The sequence below is a fragment of the Vibrio minamisatsumaniensis genome, from assembly GCF_050337445.1.
GTDB classification, from domain to species: Bacteria; Pseudomonadota; Gammaproteobacteria; order Enterobacterales; family Vibrionaceae; genus Vibrio; species Vibrio artabrorum.
Genome location: NZ_JAKJSY010000002.1, coordinates 1 through 18,700, shown reverse-complemented (window position 1 = coordinate 18,700; position 18,700 = coordinate 1). Strand labels below are relative to the sequence as shown.

The 18,700-nt window shown below is 41.8% G+C and carries 18 protein-coding genes, 2 tRNA genes, 2 rRNA genes and 3 pseudogenes; 21 read left to right on the top strand and 4 right to left on the bottom strand.

Annotation, left to right across the window (positions count from 1 at the left end; all coding sequences use genetic code 11):
* Positions 1 to 131 precede the first annotated feature (131 nt).
* The 5 genes from rrf (L4B77_RS00410) (at position 132) to L4B77_RS00390 (ending at position 1,069) form a co-directional block, all read left to right on the top strand.
* Positions 132 to 247 (top strand): 5S ribosomal RNA (gene rrf / locus L4B77_RS00410).
* 75 nt (positions 248 to 322) lie between these two features.
* Positions 323 to 399: transfer RNA gene (locus tag L4B77_RS00405), tRNA-Thr, on the top strand.
* A 42-nt stretch (positions 400 to 441) separates the two neighbouring features.
* Positions 442 to 557: ribosomal RNA gene (rrf, locus tag L4B77_RS00400) — 5S ribosomal RNA — on the top strand.
* 30 nt (positions 558 to 587) lie between these two features.
* Positions 588 to 664 (top strand) — tRNA-Asp (locus tag L4B77_RS00395).
* Between the two features lie 165 nt (positions 665 to 829).
* Positions 830 to 1,069, top strand: coding sequence for an integrase arm-type DNA-binding domain-containing protein (locus tag L4B77_RS00390; RefSeq protein WP_429748097.1), 240 nt, complete (start codon positions 830 to 832; stop codon positions 1,067 to 1,069).
* 34 nt (positions 1,070 to 1,103) lie between these two features.
* Here L4B77_RS00390 and L4B77_RS00385 read toward each other — a convergent pair.
* Positions 1,104 to 1,382, bottom strand: a pseudogene (locus L4B77_RS00385) (IS6 family transposase); the annotation flags it as partial.
* A 61-nt stretch (positions 1,383 to 1,443) separates the two neighbouring features.
* On the opposite strand from L4B77_RS00385, the pseudogene L4B77_RS00380 reads away from it, so the two are divergent.
* Positions 1,444 to 2,432, top strand: a pseudogene (locus tag L4B77_RS00380) (IS630 family transposase).
* Between the two features lie 32 nt (positions 2,433 to 2,464).
* Here the strand turns inward: L4B77_RS00380 and L4B77_RS00375 are convergent.
* The 3 genes and pseudogenes from L4B77_RS00375 to L4B77_RS00365 form a co-directional block, all read right to left on the bottom strand.
* A pseudogene (locus tag L4B77_RS00375) lies at positions 2,465 to 2,872 on the bottom strand (IS6 family transposase); the annotation flags it as partial.
* A gap of 407 nt (positions 2,873 to 3,279) precedes the next feature.
* Positions 3,280 to 4,968, bottom strand: a complete 1,689-nt coding sequence (locus tag L4B77_RS00370) for an AMP-binding protein (RefSeq protein WP_429748096.1) — start codon at positions 4,966 to 4,968, stop codon at positions 3,280 to 3,282.
* A gap of 83 nt (positions 4,969 to 5,051) precedes the next feature.
* Positions 5,052 to 5,795, bottom strand: a complete 744-nt coding sequence (locus tag L4B77_RS00365; RefSeq protein ID WP_429748095.1) for a helix-turn-helix domain-containing protein — start codon at positions 5,793 to 5,795, stop codon at positions 5,052 to 5,054.
* Between the two features lie 194 nt (positions 5,796 to 5,989).
* Between L4B77_RS00365 and L4B77_RS00360 the strand changes: the two genes are divergently transcribed.
* The 15 genes from L4B77_RS00360 to L4B77_RS00290 are packed head-to-tail and all read left to right on the top strand — an operon-like array spanning position 5,990 to position 18,591.
* On the top strand, positions 5,990 to 6,163 hold the full coding sequence (locus tag L4B77_RS00360) for a Flp family type IVb pilin (protein WP_261837978.1): 174 nt from the start codon (positions 5,990 to 5,992) through the stop codon (positions 6,161 to 6,163).
* Between the two features lie 11 nt (positions 6,164 to 6,174).
* Complete coding sequence (locus L4B77_RS00355) at positions 6,175 to 6,327, top strand: hypothetical protein (protein ID WP_261837977.1); 153 nt, start codon at positions 6,175 to 6,177, stop codon at positions 6,325 to 6,327.
* 9 nt (positions 6,328 to 6,336) lie between these two features.
* The gene (locus L4B77_RS00350; protein WP_261837976.1) at positions 6,337 to 6,867 is read left to right on the top strand and encodes an A24 family peptidase; all 531 of its coding nucleotides are present in this window, start codon (positions 6,337 to 6,339) and stop codon (positions 6,865 to 6,867) included.
* 37 nt (positions 6,868 to 6,904) lie between these two features.
* Positions 6,905 to 8,254: a DUF8689 domain-containing protein gene (locus tag L4B77_RS00345; protein ID WP_429748094.1), complete on the top strand. Its 1,350-nt coding sequence runs from the start codon at positions 6,905 to 6,907 to the stop codon at positions 8,252 to 8,254.
* Positions 8,247 to 8,996, top strand: a complete 750-nt coding sequence (gene cpaB / locus L4B77_RS00340) for a Flp pilus assembly protein CpaB (protein WP_261837974.1) — start codon at positions 8,247 to 8,249, stop codon at positions 8,994 to 8,996. Before L4B77_RS00345 ends, cpaB begins: the two co-directional genes overlap by 8 nt.
* Positions 8,997 to 9,004: 8 nt before the next feature.
* Positions 9,005 to 10,459 carry a type II and III secretion system protein family protein gene (locus L4B77_RS00335; protein ID WP_429748093.1) on the top strand — a complete coding sequence of 485 codons (1,455 nt, stop codon included), beginning with the start codon at positions 9,005 to 9,007 and terminating at the stop codon, positions 10,457 to 10,459.
* Complete coding sequence (locus L4B77_RS00330; RefSeq protein WP_429748092.1) at positions 10,449 to 10,718, top strand: hypothetical protein; 270 nt, start codon at positions 10,449 to 10,451, stop codon at positions 10,716 to 10,718. The genes L4B77_RS00335 and L4B77_RS00330 overlap by 11 nt, the downstream gene beginning before the upstream one ends.
* Before the next feature lie 16 nt (positions 10,719 to 10,734).
* Positions 10,735 to 12,000 carry a Tad domain-containing protein gene (locus L4B77_RS00325; protein ID WP_429748091.1) on the top strand — a complete coding sequence of 422 codons (1,266 nt, stop codon included), beginning with the start codon at positions 10,735 to 10,737 and terminating at the stop codon, positions 11,998 to 12,000.
* 2 nt (positions 12,001 to 12,002) lie between these two features.
* Complete coding sequence (locus tag L4B77_RS00320; RefSeq protein WP_261837970.1) at positions 12,003 to 12,431, top strand: TadE/TadG family type IV pilus assembly protein; 429 nt, start codon at positions 12,003 to 12,005, stop codon at positions 12,429 to 12,431.
* On the top strand, positions 12,431 to 12,922 hold the full coding sequence (locus L4B77_RS00315; protein WP_261837969.1) for a TadE/TadG family type IV pilus assembly protein: 492 nt from the start codon (positions 12,431 to 12,433) through the stop codon (positions 12,920 to 12,922). The genes L4B77_RS00320 and L4B77_RS00315 overlap by 1 nt, the downstream gene beginning before the upstream one ends.
* A 24-nt stretch (positions 12,923 to 12,946) precedes the next feature.
* On the top strand, positions 12,947 to 14,161 hold the full coding sequence (locus L4B77_RS00310) for an AAA family ATPase (RefSeq protein ID WP_429748090.1): 1,215 nt from the start codon (positions 12,947 to 12,949) through the stop codon (positions 14,159 to 14,161).
* 33 nt (positions 14,162 to 14,194) lie between these two features.
* Entirely contained in the window at positions 14,195 to 15,640 is a 1,446-nt protein-coding gene (locus L4B77_RS00305; RefSeq protein ID WP_261837967.1) for a TadA family conjugal transfer-associated ATPase, read from the top strand.
* 9 nt (positions 15,641 to 15,649) lie between these two features.
* Entirely contained in the window at positions 15,650 to 16,615 is a 966-nt protein-coding gene (locus L4B77_RS00300) for a type II secretion system F family protein (RefSeq protein ID WP_261837966.1), read from the top strand.
* A gap of 3 nt (positions 16,616 to 16,618) precedes the next feature.
* Positions 16,619 to 17,590, top strand: coding sequence for a type II secretion system F family protein (locus tag L4B77_RS00295; RefSeq protein ID WP_429748089.1), 972 nt, complete (start codon positions 16,619 to 16,621; stop codon positions 17,588 to 17,590).
* Positions 17,587 to 18,591, top strand: a complete 1,005-nt coding sequence (locus tag L4B77_RS00290; protein ID WP_429748088.1) for a tetratricopeptide repeat protein — start codon at positions 17,587 to 17,589, stop codon at positions 18,589 to 18,591. The genes L4B77_RS00295 and L4B77_RS00290 overlap by 4 nt, the downstream gene beginning before the upstream one ends.
* Positions 18,592 to 18,700 lie beyond the last annotated feature (109 nt).

The window sequence follows — 18,700 nt, the reverse complement described above, 5'->3', positions numbered from 1 at the left end:
CACCCAAGGGGTTTTGTGGGCTCAAAGAAAGACCAGACCTTGAATGCGTTTGAAGAGATAGACTTTTAAATCAGTTTTCCAGATTATTTTGCCTTCAGTTTTTAAAAAACTGAAAGTAAAAGCAAAATTTGCTTGGCGACCATAGCATTGTGGACCCACCTGATTCCATGTCGAACTCAGAAGTGAAACACAATAGCGCCGATGGTAGTGTGGGGCTTCCCCATGTGAGAGTAGGACATCGCCAGGCTCCAAATTTATTTTCACTTTTTTGAAAAGAGAAGACAAAAAGTTTTCAAAATCGTTTTTAAACGGTTTTTGAATTGCTGATATAGCTCAGCCCGGTAGAGCGCACCCTTGGTAAGGGTGAGGTCCCCAGTTCGAGTCTGGGTATCAGCACCACTATTTAGTTGATTTGATTCATCAAGTTAACAACCGAATTTGTTTGACGACCATAGCATTGTGGACCCACCTGATTCCATGCCGAACTCAGAAGTGAAACACAATAGCGCCGATGGTAGTGTGGGGCGTCCCCATGTGAGAGTAGGACATCGTCAGGCTCAAATTGCTTTAAGCTGAATAGACACTGCGGAGTGGTAGTTCAGTTGGTTAGAATACCGGCCTGTCACGCCGGGGGTCGCGGGTTCGAGTCCCGTCCACTCCGCCAAACCATTGAAGAAAGACGTCTTAGGACGTCTTTTTTTTTGCCTGAAATCCCGTGTTATCTAGGTCTATGCGTCGCTTTATGACGAATAGCATCGCTGGGTCACGTGGTTTGGACGGTACACCATTGGGTACATTGTCACTGTGTTCAATTTAACGGTGTACCATCATGGCAAAACAAGTCAAACCTCTGACAGAAACTCAAATCAAAAATGCAAAACCGAAAGGCAAGGAATACATCTTGTCTGACGGTAACGGTTTACGCCTTCGTGTTAAAACGAACGGTACTAAGACCTGGCTTCTCAACTATACCCACCCTGTACTCGCTAAGCGTATCAACCTGACGCTGGGTACTTATCCTAATACCTCTTTAAAAATAGCACGTGAAAGGGTTCTGTCGCAAATATAGTTAGAGGCGTGATAGACCCATACTACAGATACAATTATACTGCGAGTGCGTAGAATAGCTCAAAGGCCGTCTGCCCTTCAACATCTATCTGGTCTTGTTTCAACATCGTCCACATTTCTCGTCCGTGCAAACTTGCCAAGGCTCCTTCCATTGATTTCCAACCCAGCGCTTGACGCGTTTTCTGCTTCACCCAACGGTGACTCTGCTCAACGATATTGTTCAGATATTTAATGTCTAATATCTCTACCAGTGAGAGCATAAAGTAACCCGTCAACCATAGCTGAATATTCATAGAATCAATGGCCGCGTAGTTATACCAATTAAAGTAAAAATATGATCTAATTGAGGCCATCGAACTCTTGCAGAAAATCGCTATGAACAGCCTTAATAATACAGATTTTAAAAAGCTAGCAAGCCAACAAAAAACCATTCAAATGAAGGTTCGTTTGCTAGCACTGCCCACTTCAAAGAAGGTCACTCGCGCACTCAAATTGCCAAATACCTTAAAGTCAGTCGAACCAGTGTAAACAAATGGGTTCAAATATTTCTTGAAGATGGATTGGAAGGGCTTCAAGAAAAACCTCGTACTGGCAGACCTGCATACCTCTCCGATGAGCAGCGGGCTCAACTCAGTGCCTTCATAAAGAAAGAAGCTGAGTCACCTTCTGGTGGCCGCCTTGTCGGAAGCGATATACATGACTACATCGTTAAACACTTTGACAAGCACTACCACCCTAATTCCATCTATTATCTCCTCGACCACATGGGGTTTTCTTGGATAACCTCTCGCTCCAAACACCCTAAACAATCACAGCAAATACAAGACGATTTTAAAAAAATTCCAAATCGAAACGATCCTTAAGATCCCCGGCCATATTGGGCTAGAGAGTGTTGATGTTTGGTTTCAAGACGAAGCTCGATTTGGCCAACTCGTGGAACAAGGCCTCGTGTTGTAAAACAACAGCAATTTGAATACGCTTATTTGTTTGGCTCAGTGTGCCCATCGAGAGGGATTGGTGAAGCAATGGTCGTCCCTTGGGTTAACAAAGACATCATGATAAATCATCTAGAGCAGATATCTAAAGTCACAGAAAAAGACCGTCATTCAGTGGTAATTATGGATGGCGCAGGATGGCATACCGATGATATTGCTCACCCATTTGATAATGTCAGTATCATTAAATTGCCACCATACTCACCTGAACTTAACCCGATAGAGCAAGTATGGAGTTGGCTACGACAACACTACTTAGCGAACCAAAGCTTCGAAAACTATGAGGACATTGTTTCCAAGATTTGTAGCGCTTGGAATGGATTTCTTGAGTGCAAAGATCGCGTCACAAAAATGTGTACAAGGGATTAGATTGACCTGATCAGTTAATTTTCCGGATTGGTATTACTCTTACTTCCATCGATGACAATTTTGCTTGGTAAACCATTTTGGGCGATGGCCTTATTCAGAAAGGCTTTAGCCGCTGCCTCATCACGGTTCGGGCTAAGATAATAATCGACCACGTTTCCAAACTTATCGACCGCTCGATAGTAGTAGACCCACTTACCTTTTACTTTGATGTAGGTTTCATCCATTCGCCACGAGTCAGATACGGGCTTCTTTCTACGCCTCGCTCAGTGCTCTAATACTGGCGTAAATTTGATAACCCAACGATTAATCGTGGCGTGATCCACAACGACTCCGCGCTCTAATTGAATCTCTTCAATTTCACGATAACTGAGTTTATAGGCGAGATAATAACGTACGGTTTCGAGAATAACTTCAGAGGGGAAGTGGCAGCCTTTAAACATTAAGAATCAGTCTCATGAATAGAAATGAAACAAATCTTAACTTAATGACTCAAAGTTTGCGACAGAACCGTCTATTGTCCATAATCTCAGCTTATAGTCCTTGTTAACAATGGTTGTTCGCTTATCGAACCTGTTATTTCCATAATAGCGATAAATAAACAAGGAATACAAGAGAGAGAAAATGAAAGCAATACACTGTTGGGCCAGCAGACTTGTTAATCAGATGCTTAAAACCAAGGCAAGTAAGCTGGTTAAATCGAGACAGGTTATTAGTTTGGAGTCGCTGAGCTATCAAATGAGGGGGGACATCGGTTTGGACAATGGGAGCGATGATGCAGCTGATTACACTAAATATCTATAAGTTGAACTTACAAAAAAGGAGCCACAGGGCTCCTTCTCTATTCAGATTACTCCTCCCAAACGACGAGCTTGTCTTTGGGCCAGTTATGCCCAATTTCATGGTATTTCTGTTCAAGGATATGTCGTTTTATTTTGAGAGTAGGTGTTAATACACCATTCTCAATGCTCCACGGGTCCTTAATCATCAGTACACCCTTTATCTTTTCATGAGAGGCAAGCTGTCGGTTAATTTTCTCGATAACTCGCTGACTTGTCTTTTCATATCGAGTTCGATCAAAATTAGGAAAGTCATGAGGAACGACAAGTAAGATCGGGGCGGGTAAACCTAGGCCAATCAGACACATCATCTCTACGCGGCTGTATTCAAAGAGTTTGTTCTCGATTGGAACGGGAGCCACAAACTTACCTTTAGCGGTTTTAAAGGTGTCTTTTTTACGCCCGCGAATGGTTAGGTAACCTTCATTATCAATATCACCGATATCACCAGTATGTAGCCAACCCTCTGAATCAAAAGATTCTTGAGTTGCAATGTCATTTTTATAGTAGCCAGAGAATAGCCCCTTACTTCGAACCAATATCTCTTCGTCTGCGGCTATCTTGAGCTCAATTCCCGGACCTGCATTACCAACAGTACCAATTTTATCGGCTCTAAATGGGTAGTTGAGGGTGCTGTAAGCAAACGACTCCGTCATCCCCCATGCTTCTGTGATATGCAGGCCAACACTCTCATACCATGCGAGTAGAGCCGGAGAGACCGGTGCAGAGCCACAACCCAGAACTCGAGCCTTATCTAACCCGAGACCATCGGCCAGTTTTTTCTTAATGATGCTATTAATGACTGGGATCTTGAGTAAGAAATTCAGTCTCTTCTGCGGTAATTTATCTTGGATTCGTTGTTGAAATAGGGTCCATAAACGAGGAACTGAAATAAATAGGGTTGGTCGATGCATTTTCACGTCATCAATGAACGTATCTAAAGATTCAGGGAAAGCGGTAACGACCCCTCCCATAACGGAAGAGCCGAAGATGTAAACTCGCTCTGTAATATGAGCAAGTGGTAGATAAGAGAACAGGCGATCACCGGGTTGGATTCCAATATGATCGATGAGTCGTTGAACTGACCACGTAAAGGCTCCGTATGTGAGCATTGCCCCTTTCGGTAGTCCAGACGTGCCCGATGTGTAGACAAGCGACATGAGTTTATCATCGTAATGATGAGGGTGCTTCGTTGAGGGCTCATGTGTCGCGATGAGTTCTTCAAACGTATATTGGCAGTTTGCAGCGCTATCATAAGGTAACGAGATACTGATTAAACTCGGGTTCTCATCAAGTACTTTTTGGGTTGCTACGGGATCGTCAAGTTTACCTGCAATCACAATTTTACTTTCACTGTGCTCAATACAGTATTGAATAGTGTCTGCCCCCGCTGTTGGAAAGATTGGGACGCTGACAAAATCTCCTAACATCATCGCAAGATCAGAGATAAACCACTCTGCACAGTTTTTGGACACCAAAGCGATTCGATCGCCAGGTTGTGCTCCTAATCCTTCTAATGCTGCCGCCAGTTTTAGAGCTTTGTCGGCGACTTCTTTATAAGTGAATTCGACAAACTGGCGATTAATAATTTGTTTTAAATAGACTTCGTTAGGGCGTTCTTTTGCCCATCTTAAAATCATATCACTGGGTGTAGAGAGAGCTGTTGCGTGTTCTTGGCTAAACTCGTTAGGCTGAATCATTGTCTAACTCCATGTTTTTCGCTAAGTTATTTTTGTTAATTTCATGTTAAATGTACCATGATTTTTTCTTTTAGGGAGTAAAATTAGCGTTTTCTGTTATCTATGCAGGCTCGTCTGTAGCTTGCGGGGGTTACTCCTGTCTTTTTTTTAAATATTCTCGAAAAGTACGACACGTCCTTGTGTCCACATTGATAAGCAATTACCGCTATTTTTGATTCAGTATCCGCTTCAATTAGCTTCTTAGCCAACTGGATTCGTTTATCACAAACATAATCTCTAAAGCTTACTCCAAAGTGTAGGTGAAATTTTTTGGAAAAGTAGGTTGTTGAGCAGTAACATTTCTCCGCGATCTCCGTTTCTCTAACCTTTTTGTTGATGTTATCCAAAACATAGTTAACCACCTCAGAAGTAAACCATTTAGTAGGCAGTTGATTATTGTTATTTATGTCTCTGTCGAAATCAAAGTGAGGGTCGAAGATATGCTGTGTTTTGCGCTTAAGTTCTTCGAATGTACTGGTCAGATGATTACTGTTTATTTCGATAATAAAAAATATATTCTTATGATGTCGAACGATATTAGGTAACGGGTCTGAGCAAATGATGATTATTCTCTTGTTAAAATTTTCACAAATAGATAATGCCATTGTAAGTAGTTGAAGTTTATCCGTTCTATTTAATATGAAAAATACCAGTCTGACATCTAAGTTACTGATTATAGATATATCTTGCTTATAATTCTCTATAGGGAAGTAGTGCCTTATTTTATTGATAATAACAGCATTAAATTCACTCTCTTTATCTGACAATAAAGGTGTTACTATTTTCATATAAATACCAACTCTATTTCATATTCAACAGTGGATTTAAAAATAGACAAATTACGATGCATAATAATTAGATTAGAAGTACCACAGAAAAGTGCAAGTAAATGGCAAGAAAATCCTAACCTAATATATCGCTCACCTCTAGATTTAGTTTACAGGTAAACAAAGCCTGATACGTAAATCAAGGAGAGGTTCTCATGGATAAGTTTTTGAATAATTGTAAAGAATTCATGAAAGATGAAGAAGGGTTGACTGTGATCGAATATGTAATCGGTGCAGCATTATTGGTGTTAGGCTTAACAACGGTATTTTCTGGCTTAGGTAGTACTCTAGCAAATAAACTAAATGCTATTGTTGCCAATGTTGGTTAGTGGTTCAAGTTATGAATAACAACAGATTGAAAAGACAATCGGGGTTAACGACGGTTGAGTATGTGATTGGCGCTGCTTCACTGGTTCTTGCTGTTGGATTCGTTTTTTCTGGAATGGCAATTGCCTTACTTAGTAAGTTTCAGAGCATTATATCGAGTGTATAAATAGAGTTTATGATTAATGAGCCTTCCGCTTTTTGGGCATTACTAATTGCAGTTTCGGTATACGATGTTGAGAAACATCGTATACCAAACAAAATATTGATTCTCTTTTTGTTTGTTTACTTTTTATCAATGTTTGACAGCAATTATACCTTCGATGTTTTTGTTATGTCCTTAGCTGGCTTTGTGGTGCTTTTGGTTTTTGGGCTGTTTTTGTATTTTATGAGAGCGATGTCCGCTGGTGATGCGAAGTTATTAGGCGTTGTAGGGATGTATCTTGGTTGGGGACAATTACTGGATGCGTCGTATTTTATCTTACTTGCTTCTGGAGTGATCGGGGCTTTCTACCTGCTCTATAACTATGCCAACTCGAACAGTCTTAGTGTCAAAGGATATTTTGAAAATAAGTTGATTGTGCTTGGTGGAGTCGCGCCAGTTTTAGATGAAAATTCTCGTTTGCACGCTAGATATTCAAATAAGGTGACGATGCCTTTTGCCCCCTCAGTTGTTATCGGGCTAGCGATGTATAGCTATTTTACTTAGACCTGTTGTTGGTTCGTTTTGTGGAGAGGAATAATATATGGTTATTATAGGACGAGCTGCTCCAACAACGTTAACGCCTCAAATTTCAGCGCCTACTGTTCCTACATCTCTTGATATGTTAGGTATTCCTGAAGTTGTGATTGAAAATCTCGTACTCAAACACCTGTCTGCTTACCCTAAATCGGATGTGTTGGAACTTTCTAATTATTTATGTGTTGTTACCCATATTGTGGAAAGTGCACTGGCTGTTTTAAGGCAAAAATCGTTCATTGAGGTGTTTCAACCGACTTCCGATCTTACGCTCTCATCCGTCTCTCATAGTCATGTTCGTTACTCCCTTTCTGAGAAAGGACTTGAAGAAGCGGATCTTGCTTTCAAACGCGATGCTTACTTAGGGCCAGCCCCTGTTTCACTTGCTCAATACAGTGATGTGGTTAAGCAGCAAGACTTAAGAGCCGAATTAGTGACTCGGCCACATGTCGAAGCTGCACTGAGTGATGTCTATGGTGTCGACAAAATGATTTCAGTGCTGGGACCGGCCATCAATTCTGGACGTGCTTTGTTGTTATATGGACATGCCGGAACAGGGAAAACATTTGTCGCGAGTCGTATTGTGAATGCTTTGCACACCTCAGTGTTTATTCCTTATGCTGTCTATGCATTAGGTAACATTATCAAGGTGTTCTCTGCACAACATCACAAGTCGTTGGACAGTAATGGTAGTGATAAAGTTATCTCTCTTAAAGATCAATACGATAAGCGTTGGCTTAATTGTGAAAGACCCAATATTCAGGTTGGTGGAGAGCTCACCATGGATATGCTTGAAGTCAATCATTCAGAGAATAGCCGTGTCTGGCTAGCTCCAGTACAAATGATGGCAAACAATGGGATTTTTGTTATTGATGACCTTGGCCGTCAACCAATGCCCGTTGATACTTTGCTCAACCGTTGGATTGTTCCGATGGAATATGCCTTTGACTATTTATCATTACCGAACGGCCAACAAATCACGATGCCGTTTGTGCTAACACTCGCCTTCTCTACTAACTTGAATCCGAAGAAAATAAGCGATCCTGCATTTCTACGTCGATTGGGTTACAAGATTGAATTTAAGCCTCTTAACCCAAGAGATTATGAAGCTTTATGGATGAGCGTTGTCGCAGAGAAAGAGCTCGAACTTCAAGACGGATTCTTTGAGCGTTTATCTCAAATGCACACACTTTATAAGGTGCCACATTTCCCTTGTTTACCGAAAGACCTCGTTGGTATTAGCAAAGATATTCTCTCGTTTGAACAGCTCCCACCTGTTATTACATTCGATATTCTTTCCATGGCATGGGAAGTCTATTTTACCTCTGATGGAATCGAGGACGAAAATAATGAATAAGAGTCAAGTTTTCCTACTGTTTTTACTGTCCGTCGTCTTTGGTTTAGCGGCTGTATTTTTTGCTAAGCAGTGGATGGACAACCAAGTTCAACCCACCGTTGAGGTTGAGACCGTGGAGCGTCATCCCATTGTGGTCGCTTCCCAAGACATTGAAGCCGGAACCGTTATTGAGCCGCAGTTTTTAACCACCAAACTGATGGAAGTAAATTGGATTAATGAAAACAATTACTCCGATGCGTCAGAAGTCGTCGGTCAGATCGCAGCGAATACGGTTTATGAAGGCGAAGTGCTTCATAAAATGCGTTTCACGATTTCAGGAGAGGGAGCGACGTTAGCGGCGCTGATACCTGAAAATAGACGTGCAGTCACAATACGAGTTGATGACGTGATTGGTGTGGCTGGCTTTCTATTACCCGGTAATAAGGTCGATATTCTTAATACGGTGTCCTACAGCAAAAATTCTGCAACCACTCGTACCGTGCTGAAAAATATTAAAGTGCTTGCCGTAGACCAAACCGCCAAAACCAAAGAAAACAGCCCGATTATCGTACGAGCGGTAACGTTAGAGGTTTCCCCTCAAGATGCTGAGAAATTATTAACAGCGAAGAGTAAAGGCAGCATTCAGCTTACTTTGAGAAACCCTCACGAAATTGAGAAGAAGGTTGTTCGTCGGTACGTACCTAGACCGAGTGTAACCATCATCAAAGGCACACAAGCATCCAGTGTTCGCGTCAAGGATTGAGGTGAGGTATGAAAATAATAATAACGTGTATTTTGAGCCTGATTTTTTTTAGTTCGTTAAGCTTAGCGGCTTTGCAAACGGGTAAAACCGTGACGGTCCCTCATCATAAATCAACGCATGTGCTTTTGTCCGGAAAAGCCAGCAGAGTATCGCTTGGCGATCCGGACGTGCTTGACATTGTGATGTTGAAATCCAATGAGTTATTTTTAATTGGTAAGGCCTTAGGCGCGACGAATTTAATGGCCTGGGATTCAAGAGGTCAGTTGATTGAATCAATAAATATAGAAGTGACTCATGATATCAACAGCTTAAAAGCTAAATTATATGAGTTCTTACCGGATGAAACGATAGAGGTACATAGCGCGCAAAATCGTCTGTTATTGAGTGGTCAAGTGAGTAATCAACAACAAATGAATGTAGCGATGAGAATCGCTGAAACGTATTCTTCGGGTCAAACGGCGGATGAATCGAATGAAAGCGGTAGCGAACAGGCCGCAGCCACGGGCGTGATTAATTTGATGTCGATTGGTGGTGCGCAACAGGTGATGTTAGAAGTTACCGTTGCTGAGGTTCAAAGAAGCTTAGTGAGAAAGTTTGATGCCAATTTTCACTTCTTCCAAACCAGTGGGTCTGACTTCTCTTGGGGAGCATCCTCCGTACCAGCCGGAGTATTAGGAGCGACGCCTATTTTCAATATACCGACATCGACGGACTACGGCATTTTAGGATCATTTATTGATAGTAATACCCTATTTACTTTTGCGTTGGATGTCGCAAAACAAAATGGCGTCGCGAAAGTATTAGCGGAACCGAATCTAACCGCATTAAGTGGGTCTAAGGCTGAGTTTTTAGCGGGTGGTGAGTTTCCGATTCCTGTGCCCGATGAAGATGGTATTACGATTGAATACAAAGAGTATGGGGTTGGCCTTAAATTTATACCAACCGTACTTAGCGACAAAAAAATCAACCTCAATTTGGCGGTAGATGTGAGTGAAATTGCCAATAGCAGCTCGTTGACTATCGACCCGGGTTCAACGAATGCGACCTATTTTATCCCGCCGATTACACGTCGAAGTACTTCTTCTACGCTTGAGCTTGCTGATGGGCAAACCATTGGTATAGCCGGTTTATTGAGCGAAAACGTTCGAGATATCAGTAATAAAATGCCGGGTGTCGGTGATATCCCCATTTTAGGCCAGCTTTTTAATAGTCAAGAGTACGTATCAGGTGAGACTGAATTGGTGATTTTAGTGACGCCAAGGTTAGCAAAGCCTATCGATAGAAACAAAGTGACGTTACCGACGGATGCTTTCGTGAATCCGAATGACTTGGAATATTACTTGTTAGGTAGAAGTGCTTACATTGCTGAACCGTCGAGTTCGAATTCAGACGAGTCTCAAGCTCAACAAGATATCCCTTCGACCGAGGGTGGTAGTGAAGGCTCATTTGGACATGATTTATAAGGAGATAGATATGATTAGAATAATGATGGTCTTTCTCGTGATGATGTTAGTTGGCTGTGCGAATGATGCTCGTTTAGGGTATTCGGTTGTGCAGGTAAAAACAGAGCAAACGTATAACCCTAATGCGACCCAAGAGAATTTACTCGTCGTGCCGGATGGTACAGGGGAGCGGATGCAGACTGGTTACGATAGATATGTCGGCAGAGGTGAAAACGATCTGTCCGGAAGCAGTAGCCAGATCTTAGAAGAGTTTAATTAAATCTGGAGGTACTCATATGTTGTATCGAGTATCACAAAGTCCGAAAAAACAGAAAGGATTAGTGGTGATCATGATTACTGCTGCCTTGTTGGTCTTTTTAGTCGTCTCAGCGTTAGCGGTGGATATCAACCATATGGTTGTAAACAAAACACGCTTACAAAACGCCGTCGATTCAGCGGCATTGGCTGCTGCGACCATTTTGGATAACAGTAAAGATAAAGACGCCGTAGACGCTGAAATAGAAGCCGCATTAAATGCGATGGCAGCTTCAACCGGGAATCATGAGTTTGATTTTAGTACCGCATCGATAAATATTGATTATTCGAACAACCCTCAAGACTTTACTGGAACCGCCACTTTTGGTGTTGATGATGATGTCTATGTGCGTGTTCGAGTGGACTCATTAGATATGGATGAGTTTTTTATCCAAATGTTTGGTTTGGAAAAAGCGGTGTCAGCCAGTGCGGTTGCAGGGCCAAGTTCTGGGCAGGTTGTTGTGAATAATGTTGTACCTATTGGTGTCTGTATTGGTGATGGCTCGTCGGATAATGATATCAATGAAGATGGCTTCCATGATGAAACCGGTGAAGCAATAACGAATGTTTTTGGTTATGAAGTCGGGACGGTACATGCCTTGAAGGTGGGAGACAGTAGCTTATCTGAAATGGGGAATGGTAACTATCACTTACTCGATTTTGGCTCTGGTGGTAAAACGGTCAAAGAAGGCTTAGGAGGTAGCTATGATCAGCCAGTTCAAATCGGTGAAGATGTGACGACGAAACCCGGTGGTACGGTTGGCCCTACTGGTGATGGTTTGAATACTCGTTTTGGTGATTATGGCGGTGGCTTGTCAGCGTCCGATTACCCTTCAGATTATGTGATAACTGAACCTACGGATGAAATAACGATTGATGCTAATACTGGTGAGATCGATTCAGATGGCAGTTATAGCTATGCTCAATACGAGTCAGATACCAATGCGTGTATTGCCAACAATGGTTCTGGTTGTGCTTCTAATGGCGTGGCTTGGCGTCGTATTTTATCCATTCCAATGCTGGACTGCTCTGGAAAAAGTGGCGGTGCGACGGATTTTACCGTGAACAAGATTGGCTGCTTCTTTTTATTGCAAAAAGCACCGACCAACAACTCTGGAACTCCCGCGGTATTTGGTGAATTTATTCATTCCTGCAGTGTCGCGAGCGGATCCGGTAGCACAGAATCAACCACGGAAGGGACTTATAAGATTGTTTTGTATAAGGACCCGAATAGTGGGGAGTCCTGATTATGAAACGTTTTAATCAAAAAAATCGTGGGTTTGCCGCTATTGAGATGGTCTTTGCGACACCGGTTTTGCTGTTTTTTCTTATATTGGTGCTTGAGTTTGGCAATATTTTGATTCACTACAATGTTATCTCCAAGTCTGTACAAAACGGTGCTCGTTACGCGGTTAGTGAAGTCTATGGAACTGTCGGTGGAACCATTGCCCCAATTTCTGAAATACAAAATGTAGTGGTCTATGGCCGAAATAGCGTGGGGACGGCCATACTCTCTACTTTGACCACCGCAGATGTCACCATCTCTCCACCGACTAGCGATAGCTATGTACGAGTGAGTGTTACCTATGACTATATACCGCAGTTTTTGTCGATTCCTTTCTCCTCTGAAAGTCTTGCTATTCCTTTAAGTGTCACTTCAGTGATGAGGGTTCTGTGATGAAAAGGTTTAAAACGGGTATGAAAGGGATCGCCATTATCGAGTTTACAATTGTATCGGGTTTTATTTTTCTATTGGTGTTTCTCATTTTAGCATTAGGCGCTTATGTATTTTCGCTGCAAATAGTGAGTGAAGCGACGAGAAAAGCAGCGAGACTCGCCACCGTTTGCTACGTTGAAGATAGAGATAATATTGCTGGCATGGTCGTGTCTGAACTACCGCTTATTGGTTTTACTGATGCTAATCTAGAGGTTGCCTATCTAGATATTAATGGCAGTGAAATCACATCGGGTTACGATACTGATCCAGGATTTAGTAACATTAAATTTGTGAGAGCAAGAGCAACAGGCTACGGAATTCAACTTATTAATAATCTGAGTTTTTTAGGTGCTGATGGTTATTTGGCTGCGCCCTCGTTTGAAACGATTTTACCTGCCGAAAGTCTTGGTGTGGTAAGAGCTGACACCGAAACAAGGAACAGGTGTCCATAAGTTATTCTATAAAGGAGAGATACGATGGGGGAAGCAATTAAAATAACGCCTAACGAGAATGATATTGCGCGTTTAAGAACCAATCTAAAAGTTTGGTTGTTCTATGGTACTGATGGTTTTCATTCACACATGAGCCAAGAGCTAAAAAAATGCCGAAATGTTCATGTGACGACGTTTTCTCTTGCTGCTATGAGTGAGGAAGATCTCAAAAATTCCGATGTTCCAGAGCTTATTTTTGTTGAAGCCGATGGGAATTGGGCGCAAAAAATGGTTGAGTTACAAGGGTATGACTTATCTTTAGAAGAGATAGATTTGTCTCTCATTGTACTCGGTGACGAAAGTGATAGTGGCTCCTTGAAAATCGCTTTGCGTTTAGGGGCCTCAGATTTTTTATCTCACAATGTAACCCTTACAGATTTACTCCCCTTATTGAAAAAAACCGCTTCTGAAAAACTAGAGAACTCAAATTATGGTGAGTTTATCCTGTTCTTGAATACTAAGGGAGGAATGGGCGCGACCACTCTGGCTTTGAATACGGCTATTGAAGTGGCCAGTCAGCATCCTGGCGAGGTTCTTTTGCTCGACATCGATCTTCAATTTGGCGTTATACCCGATTATTTGAACATCGTGCCAGCTCATAGTGTTTCTGATGCGATCAATAGCTCGAATGATTTGGATGAAATGTCTTTAGGAACATTAGTTAATAAACACGAATCTGGTCTACATGTCCTAAGCTTTAAGCATGAAAATAATGCTGATGATTTTGAACAAGCACAGAAAATAGGCCGGTTGCTTCCGATACTACGTCGTTTCTACCCTTATGTGATCATCGATCTTTCAAGAGGTTTAGATCACGTGTTTGCATCTGCTATATCACCCGCAACCAAGGTGCTTTTGGTTTTGCAGCAAAGTTTAGTGTCAGTCAAAAACACAAGCCGGTTAATCAAGGCTCTGAAATTCGAATACGGCTTACAAAGTGATTCAATAGAAGTCATTGTCAACCGATATGAAAAGCGACATTCAATTAAGTTAAAAGATATTGAGCAAGCGGTAGGTAACCACAACATACATCTAATGCCAAATGACTTTAAAGTGGCGCTGGAGAGTGCCAACTTGGGGCAACCGTTAGTTCAGTCGAGAAAAAAAAGTTCGATTACTCGCTCTATCATCGATTTGTCTCACGTTCTATCACCACCAGAACAAGAAGAGAAAGGGTGGCTGAAAAAGTTGTTTTCATAATGGGTTGATGAAAAATAAACACGAGGGATTGTGATGTTTTTTAAACGAAAAAATGTAAATCCAGAGTTTGAAAAAAAAGTTGAACAGGTTTCGCATGATGCCCAAAGTGCCAATTCTGTTGAACCTTTACCCAGTGCTGAGGTACCTAGTCAACCTCAAAACTCAAATGGAAATGCAGAAAAAGAGATGGATGAGGCTCGGAAAATTCTAGAGCAAGAGCTTTCTATCAAACATTTTTTTCACAAACAACTGCTTGAAACTTTAGATCTCGGTTTACTGTCAAGTTTAGAAAAAGAGCGGGCTAAGGTCGATTTACATGATGCTATCGTGCAGTTAATGGCAGAAGATAGTCGTCATGCTTTAAGTGCCGAAGGAAGAAAAAGGGTCATCAAGCAGATTGAGGATGAAGTTTTTGGTCTCGGCCCATTAGAACCCCTGCTCGCCGATCAAACCGTGTCAGATATATTAGTTAATGGACCTAAAAGTGTTTATGTAGAGCGAAGAGGTAAGCTTGAAAAAACACCTTATACGTTTCTTGATGATCGTCATTTAAGAAATATCATTGACCGAATCGTAAGCCAAGTCGGACGTCGTATCGATGAAGCGTCACCGATGGTTGATGCTCGACTTATCGACGGCTCTAGGGTCAATGCGATTATCCCTCCCTTGGCACTTGATGGCCCCTCAGTATCAATCCGTCGTTTTGCTGTTGATCGTTTGACCATGGATAACTTAATTGACTATGACTCAATTTCTCCTCAAATGGCCAAGTTTGTGGAAGCTGCGGTTAAGGGAGAATTAAATATACTCATTTCGGGAGGGACGGGCTCAGGAAAAACCACAACACTCAATATCTTTTCTGGGTTCATTCCTCGTGATCAGCGCATTATTACCATCGAAGATTCTGCGGAATTACAACTTCAACAGCCACATGTTATTCGCTTAGAAACCCGACCTGCTAACTTAGAAGGAAAGGGAGAAATCAATCAGCGTGAGTTGGTGAAAAACACCCTACGTATGCGTCCTGATCGAATCGTGGTTGGGGAGGTGCGTGGTAGCGAAGCTGTTGATATGTTAGCGGCCATGAATACTGGGCATGATGGCTCACTGGCTACTATCCATGCCAATACTCCTCGTGATGCCTTAAGCCGTGTTGAGAATATGTTTTCGATGGCGGGTTGGAATATATCCACTAAAAACTTAAGAGCTCAAATTGCTTCTGCTATTCACCTTGTCGTACAGATGGAACGACAAGAAGATGGTAAGCGCCGTATGGTGAGCATTCAAGAAATCAACGGTATGGAGGGCGAGGTGATTACGATGTCGGAAATCTTCCGTTTTCAACGTAAAGGGGTTGATGAAAACGGCAACATTATCGGCTATTTCACGGCGACAGGGGTCGTTCCACAACACCATGATAAGTTGGTTAAACGTGGTCTCGATCTGCCGTTTGAGATCTTTACTGAGACTCATCGTTAAGGAGGGGGTATGGATAATGTAAGTGTTTCATTAGCCCTGCTATTTATCGCGGTACTTTTTATCTCGCAGGCTTTGTTATTACCGGCTGCGGGGAAAAAAGCCAAGCATAGAGAGCTATCTCGTCGGTTGAAAGAGACGCAACGTAATATTGATGAAGAGAGTTTATCGTTACTTAAAGACCATTATAACAAAGAGTTATCTCCAATAGATCGCAAGCTGACGATGATTCCTTTTTTTGCTGGGCTAAAAAGAATGTTGGAGTTAGCGGGGATGAAAATAACGCTAGTTCGGTTCTTGTCTACGGTTTTGCTGTGTGGTGTTTTGCTCTCATTGATATCACTGATCACGAACCAACTGTGGTTTATTCATGTTATAGCATTCATTTCTGTTTGGGTTATCGCTTATCTTTTTGTGCAAAATCGAGTGACTTACAGAATGGCTCGGTTTGAAGAACAACTGCCTGAGGCTTTAGATATTATCCGACGTGCATTGCAAGCAGGACAACCGCTGGTTCAATCCTTTAATGAGGTTGGCGAGGAACTGCCAGACCCTATTGGCGTTGAGTTCAAAAATACCTATAACCTCCTCAATTATGGTTATGATTTACGGTTGGCGATTCTGCAGATGGCGGAGCGAGTGCCAACCGTATCAATGTTAGCTTTTTCGAGTGCGGTGATGCTGCAAAAAGAGACCGGAGGCAACTTGTCCGAGAATCTTCAAAAGGTATCCGAAGTACTAAGAGCGCGTTTCAAGCTAGAAAGAAAAATAAAAACACTGTCTGCTGAAAGTCGTTTGTCAGCTTGGATTTTAACGCTATCCCCATTTGGTTTATTTTTTGCTTTAAAAATAGCCAGCCCCGAATATATCGAGCCTTTATATCAAGATCCTCGAGGTGTTTCGATGGTCAGTGTCGGTATTGTACTTTTAGCGATTGGGGCGTTATGGATTAAGAAGATCATCAGCATAGAGATTTAACTCATGGAACTATTCAATATTGAAGTATGGAAGCAGATGCTAACTGGTTTTGGGCTCAGCCCTCAGATGATTATTTACGTGATGATTTTACTTACGACTGTATTACTCACATTGACGGTTGGCTTTCTGGTGTTAGGTGCTCGTTCTCCTTTGGATAAGAAACTGAAACAGATCTCTGAAGAGCGGGGGGTGAACAGCAAGAAGCAGTATGATTTTTCTAATACGTTAGAGTCGCTTAGCCCTTTTATTGGCAAAGGAAATAAAAAGGACAACGAAACCTACTCAGAAAAGTTGATGCATGCTGGGTTCCATGAAAAAAGGGCGTTATCTGTTTTTTACGCGTTGAAAGTTTTATCGAGTTTGGTCGGGATTATCGCTGCTTTTATGGTTTATTACATATCACTTGGTGGTAGCTACAATAATTTACTTATCATGACTTGTATTTTTCTTGGCACTTTCACGCCCAATTTTATTCTGAGTAAACTACAAAAAGAACGTCAGAAAAAAATCAGAAATGGCGTACCAGATGCACTTGATCTTCTCGTCGTGTGTACCGAATCTGGGCTTGGTTTTAATGCTGCATTGGGACGTGTTGCATCAGAGCTTTATGTTTCTCAGCCAGAACTCGCGGATGAATTGGACACTGTTTTTGCCAAAATTCAAGCTGGGGTGACGATGCCCGATGCGCTGAGGCAGTTCATTGAAAGAACCGGTTTGGTTGAATTGGAAGGCTTAGTTTCTTTGCTTTCACATGCTTCACGTATGGGAGGGAGCTTAGCGCAAACCCTCCGTGATTATACGGAAGATTTTCGAGACAAGCGCCAGCAAGCTGCTGAAGAAATCGCGGCAAAAATACCGACTAAAATGCTATTTCCAATGCTGATATTTATTTGGCCTTGTTTTTTCATTGTTGCACTTGGCCCTGGACTACTGATTGTCATGGACGCACTGAGTGCGCCGGGAGCAAGTTTATGATTTTTAATAATAAGTTTCTTATTCTACTGTTGCCAATATTATTGTTAGGGTGCGCCTCTTCAGATGTGCCAACAAACCAGTTTGACGCCGAGCTGTATTCCGGTAAACCAATCGATAGTTTAATCAGTGATGATCCACCTCTTAATGAGAAAGAAGCCATCATGCGTGGTGATATTGCTCTGCGAGATAACAACATAGACTTGGCATTATATGAATATATACGTTCTCTATCCTTTGCTGACAAAGAGTTCCATGACAAAACGCTATTTACTATCGGCCAAATACATTCCTCACGAGGAAATTATGCACTAGCCGAAAAAGCGTACTTGGCTGCGTTAGACTTTAATCCTGCCCATACAGATGCATTAGAACAGTTAGGCAGTTTATACACGAAGCAACGTAGAATTGATGAAGGGCGCAGCTATTTTTTTAAAGCGATAAATGCCGATCAGGTTCGATTAAAAAGCAGCACTACCATCAGAAGTTATCAAGCCTTAGATATAGACGAAGTCGATGCTTATAAAGTTGACAGTCGCTCTCCAGCATTAGCCTATATGGGGCTTGGTGTTTTAGAAGATGTTGAAGGAAAACACCAGATAGCTCAGGCGTATTTTAAAAAGGCACTTGCTATTGATAAAAGATCGGTCAAAGCATTACTGAATATGGGCTATTCTCACTACATGTATGGAAACTATAAGCAAGCCTATCAATACACGCGTTCAGCTCTAGAGATAGAACCAAATAATGAAAAAGCTCAGAACAACCTAGCGCTGATTTATTTAGCTTCTGGAGATATTAAGAAGGCGACCAATGTCTTTATGAGGCATATGGATGCAGCAGAGGCGTTAAATAATGTGGGTTACTTTTTGATCTTACAAGGAAAACCAGACGAAGCGGTGCCCTACTTACAGCAAGCTATTGATAAGAAGCCGTCTTATTATAAAGTAGCTAACGATAACTTAAATAGAGCATTGTCTGAAGTGAGAGAGATGAAACAATAGTCATTGGTTTTTTGGGTCAGTGAAAAGGATATTCAATTGCCTAAAATTAAACATTTTAATAAAGATATTGTGGTTATTTCTTTTTTTTGGTTAGTGTGTGCCACAGCGA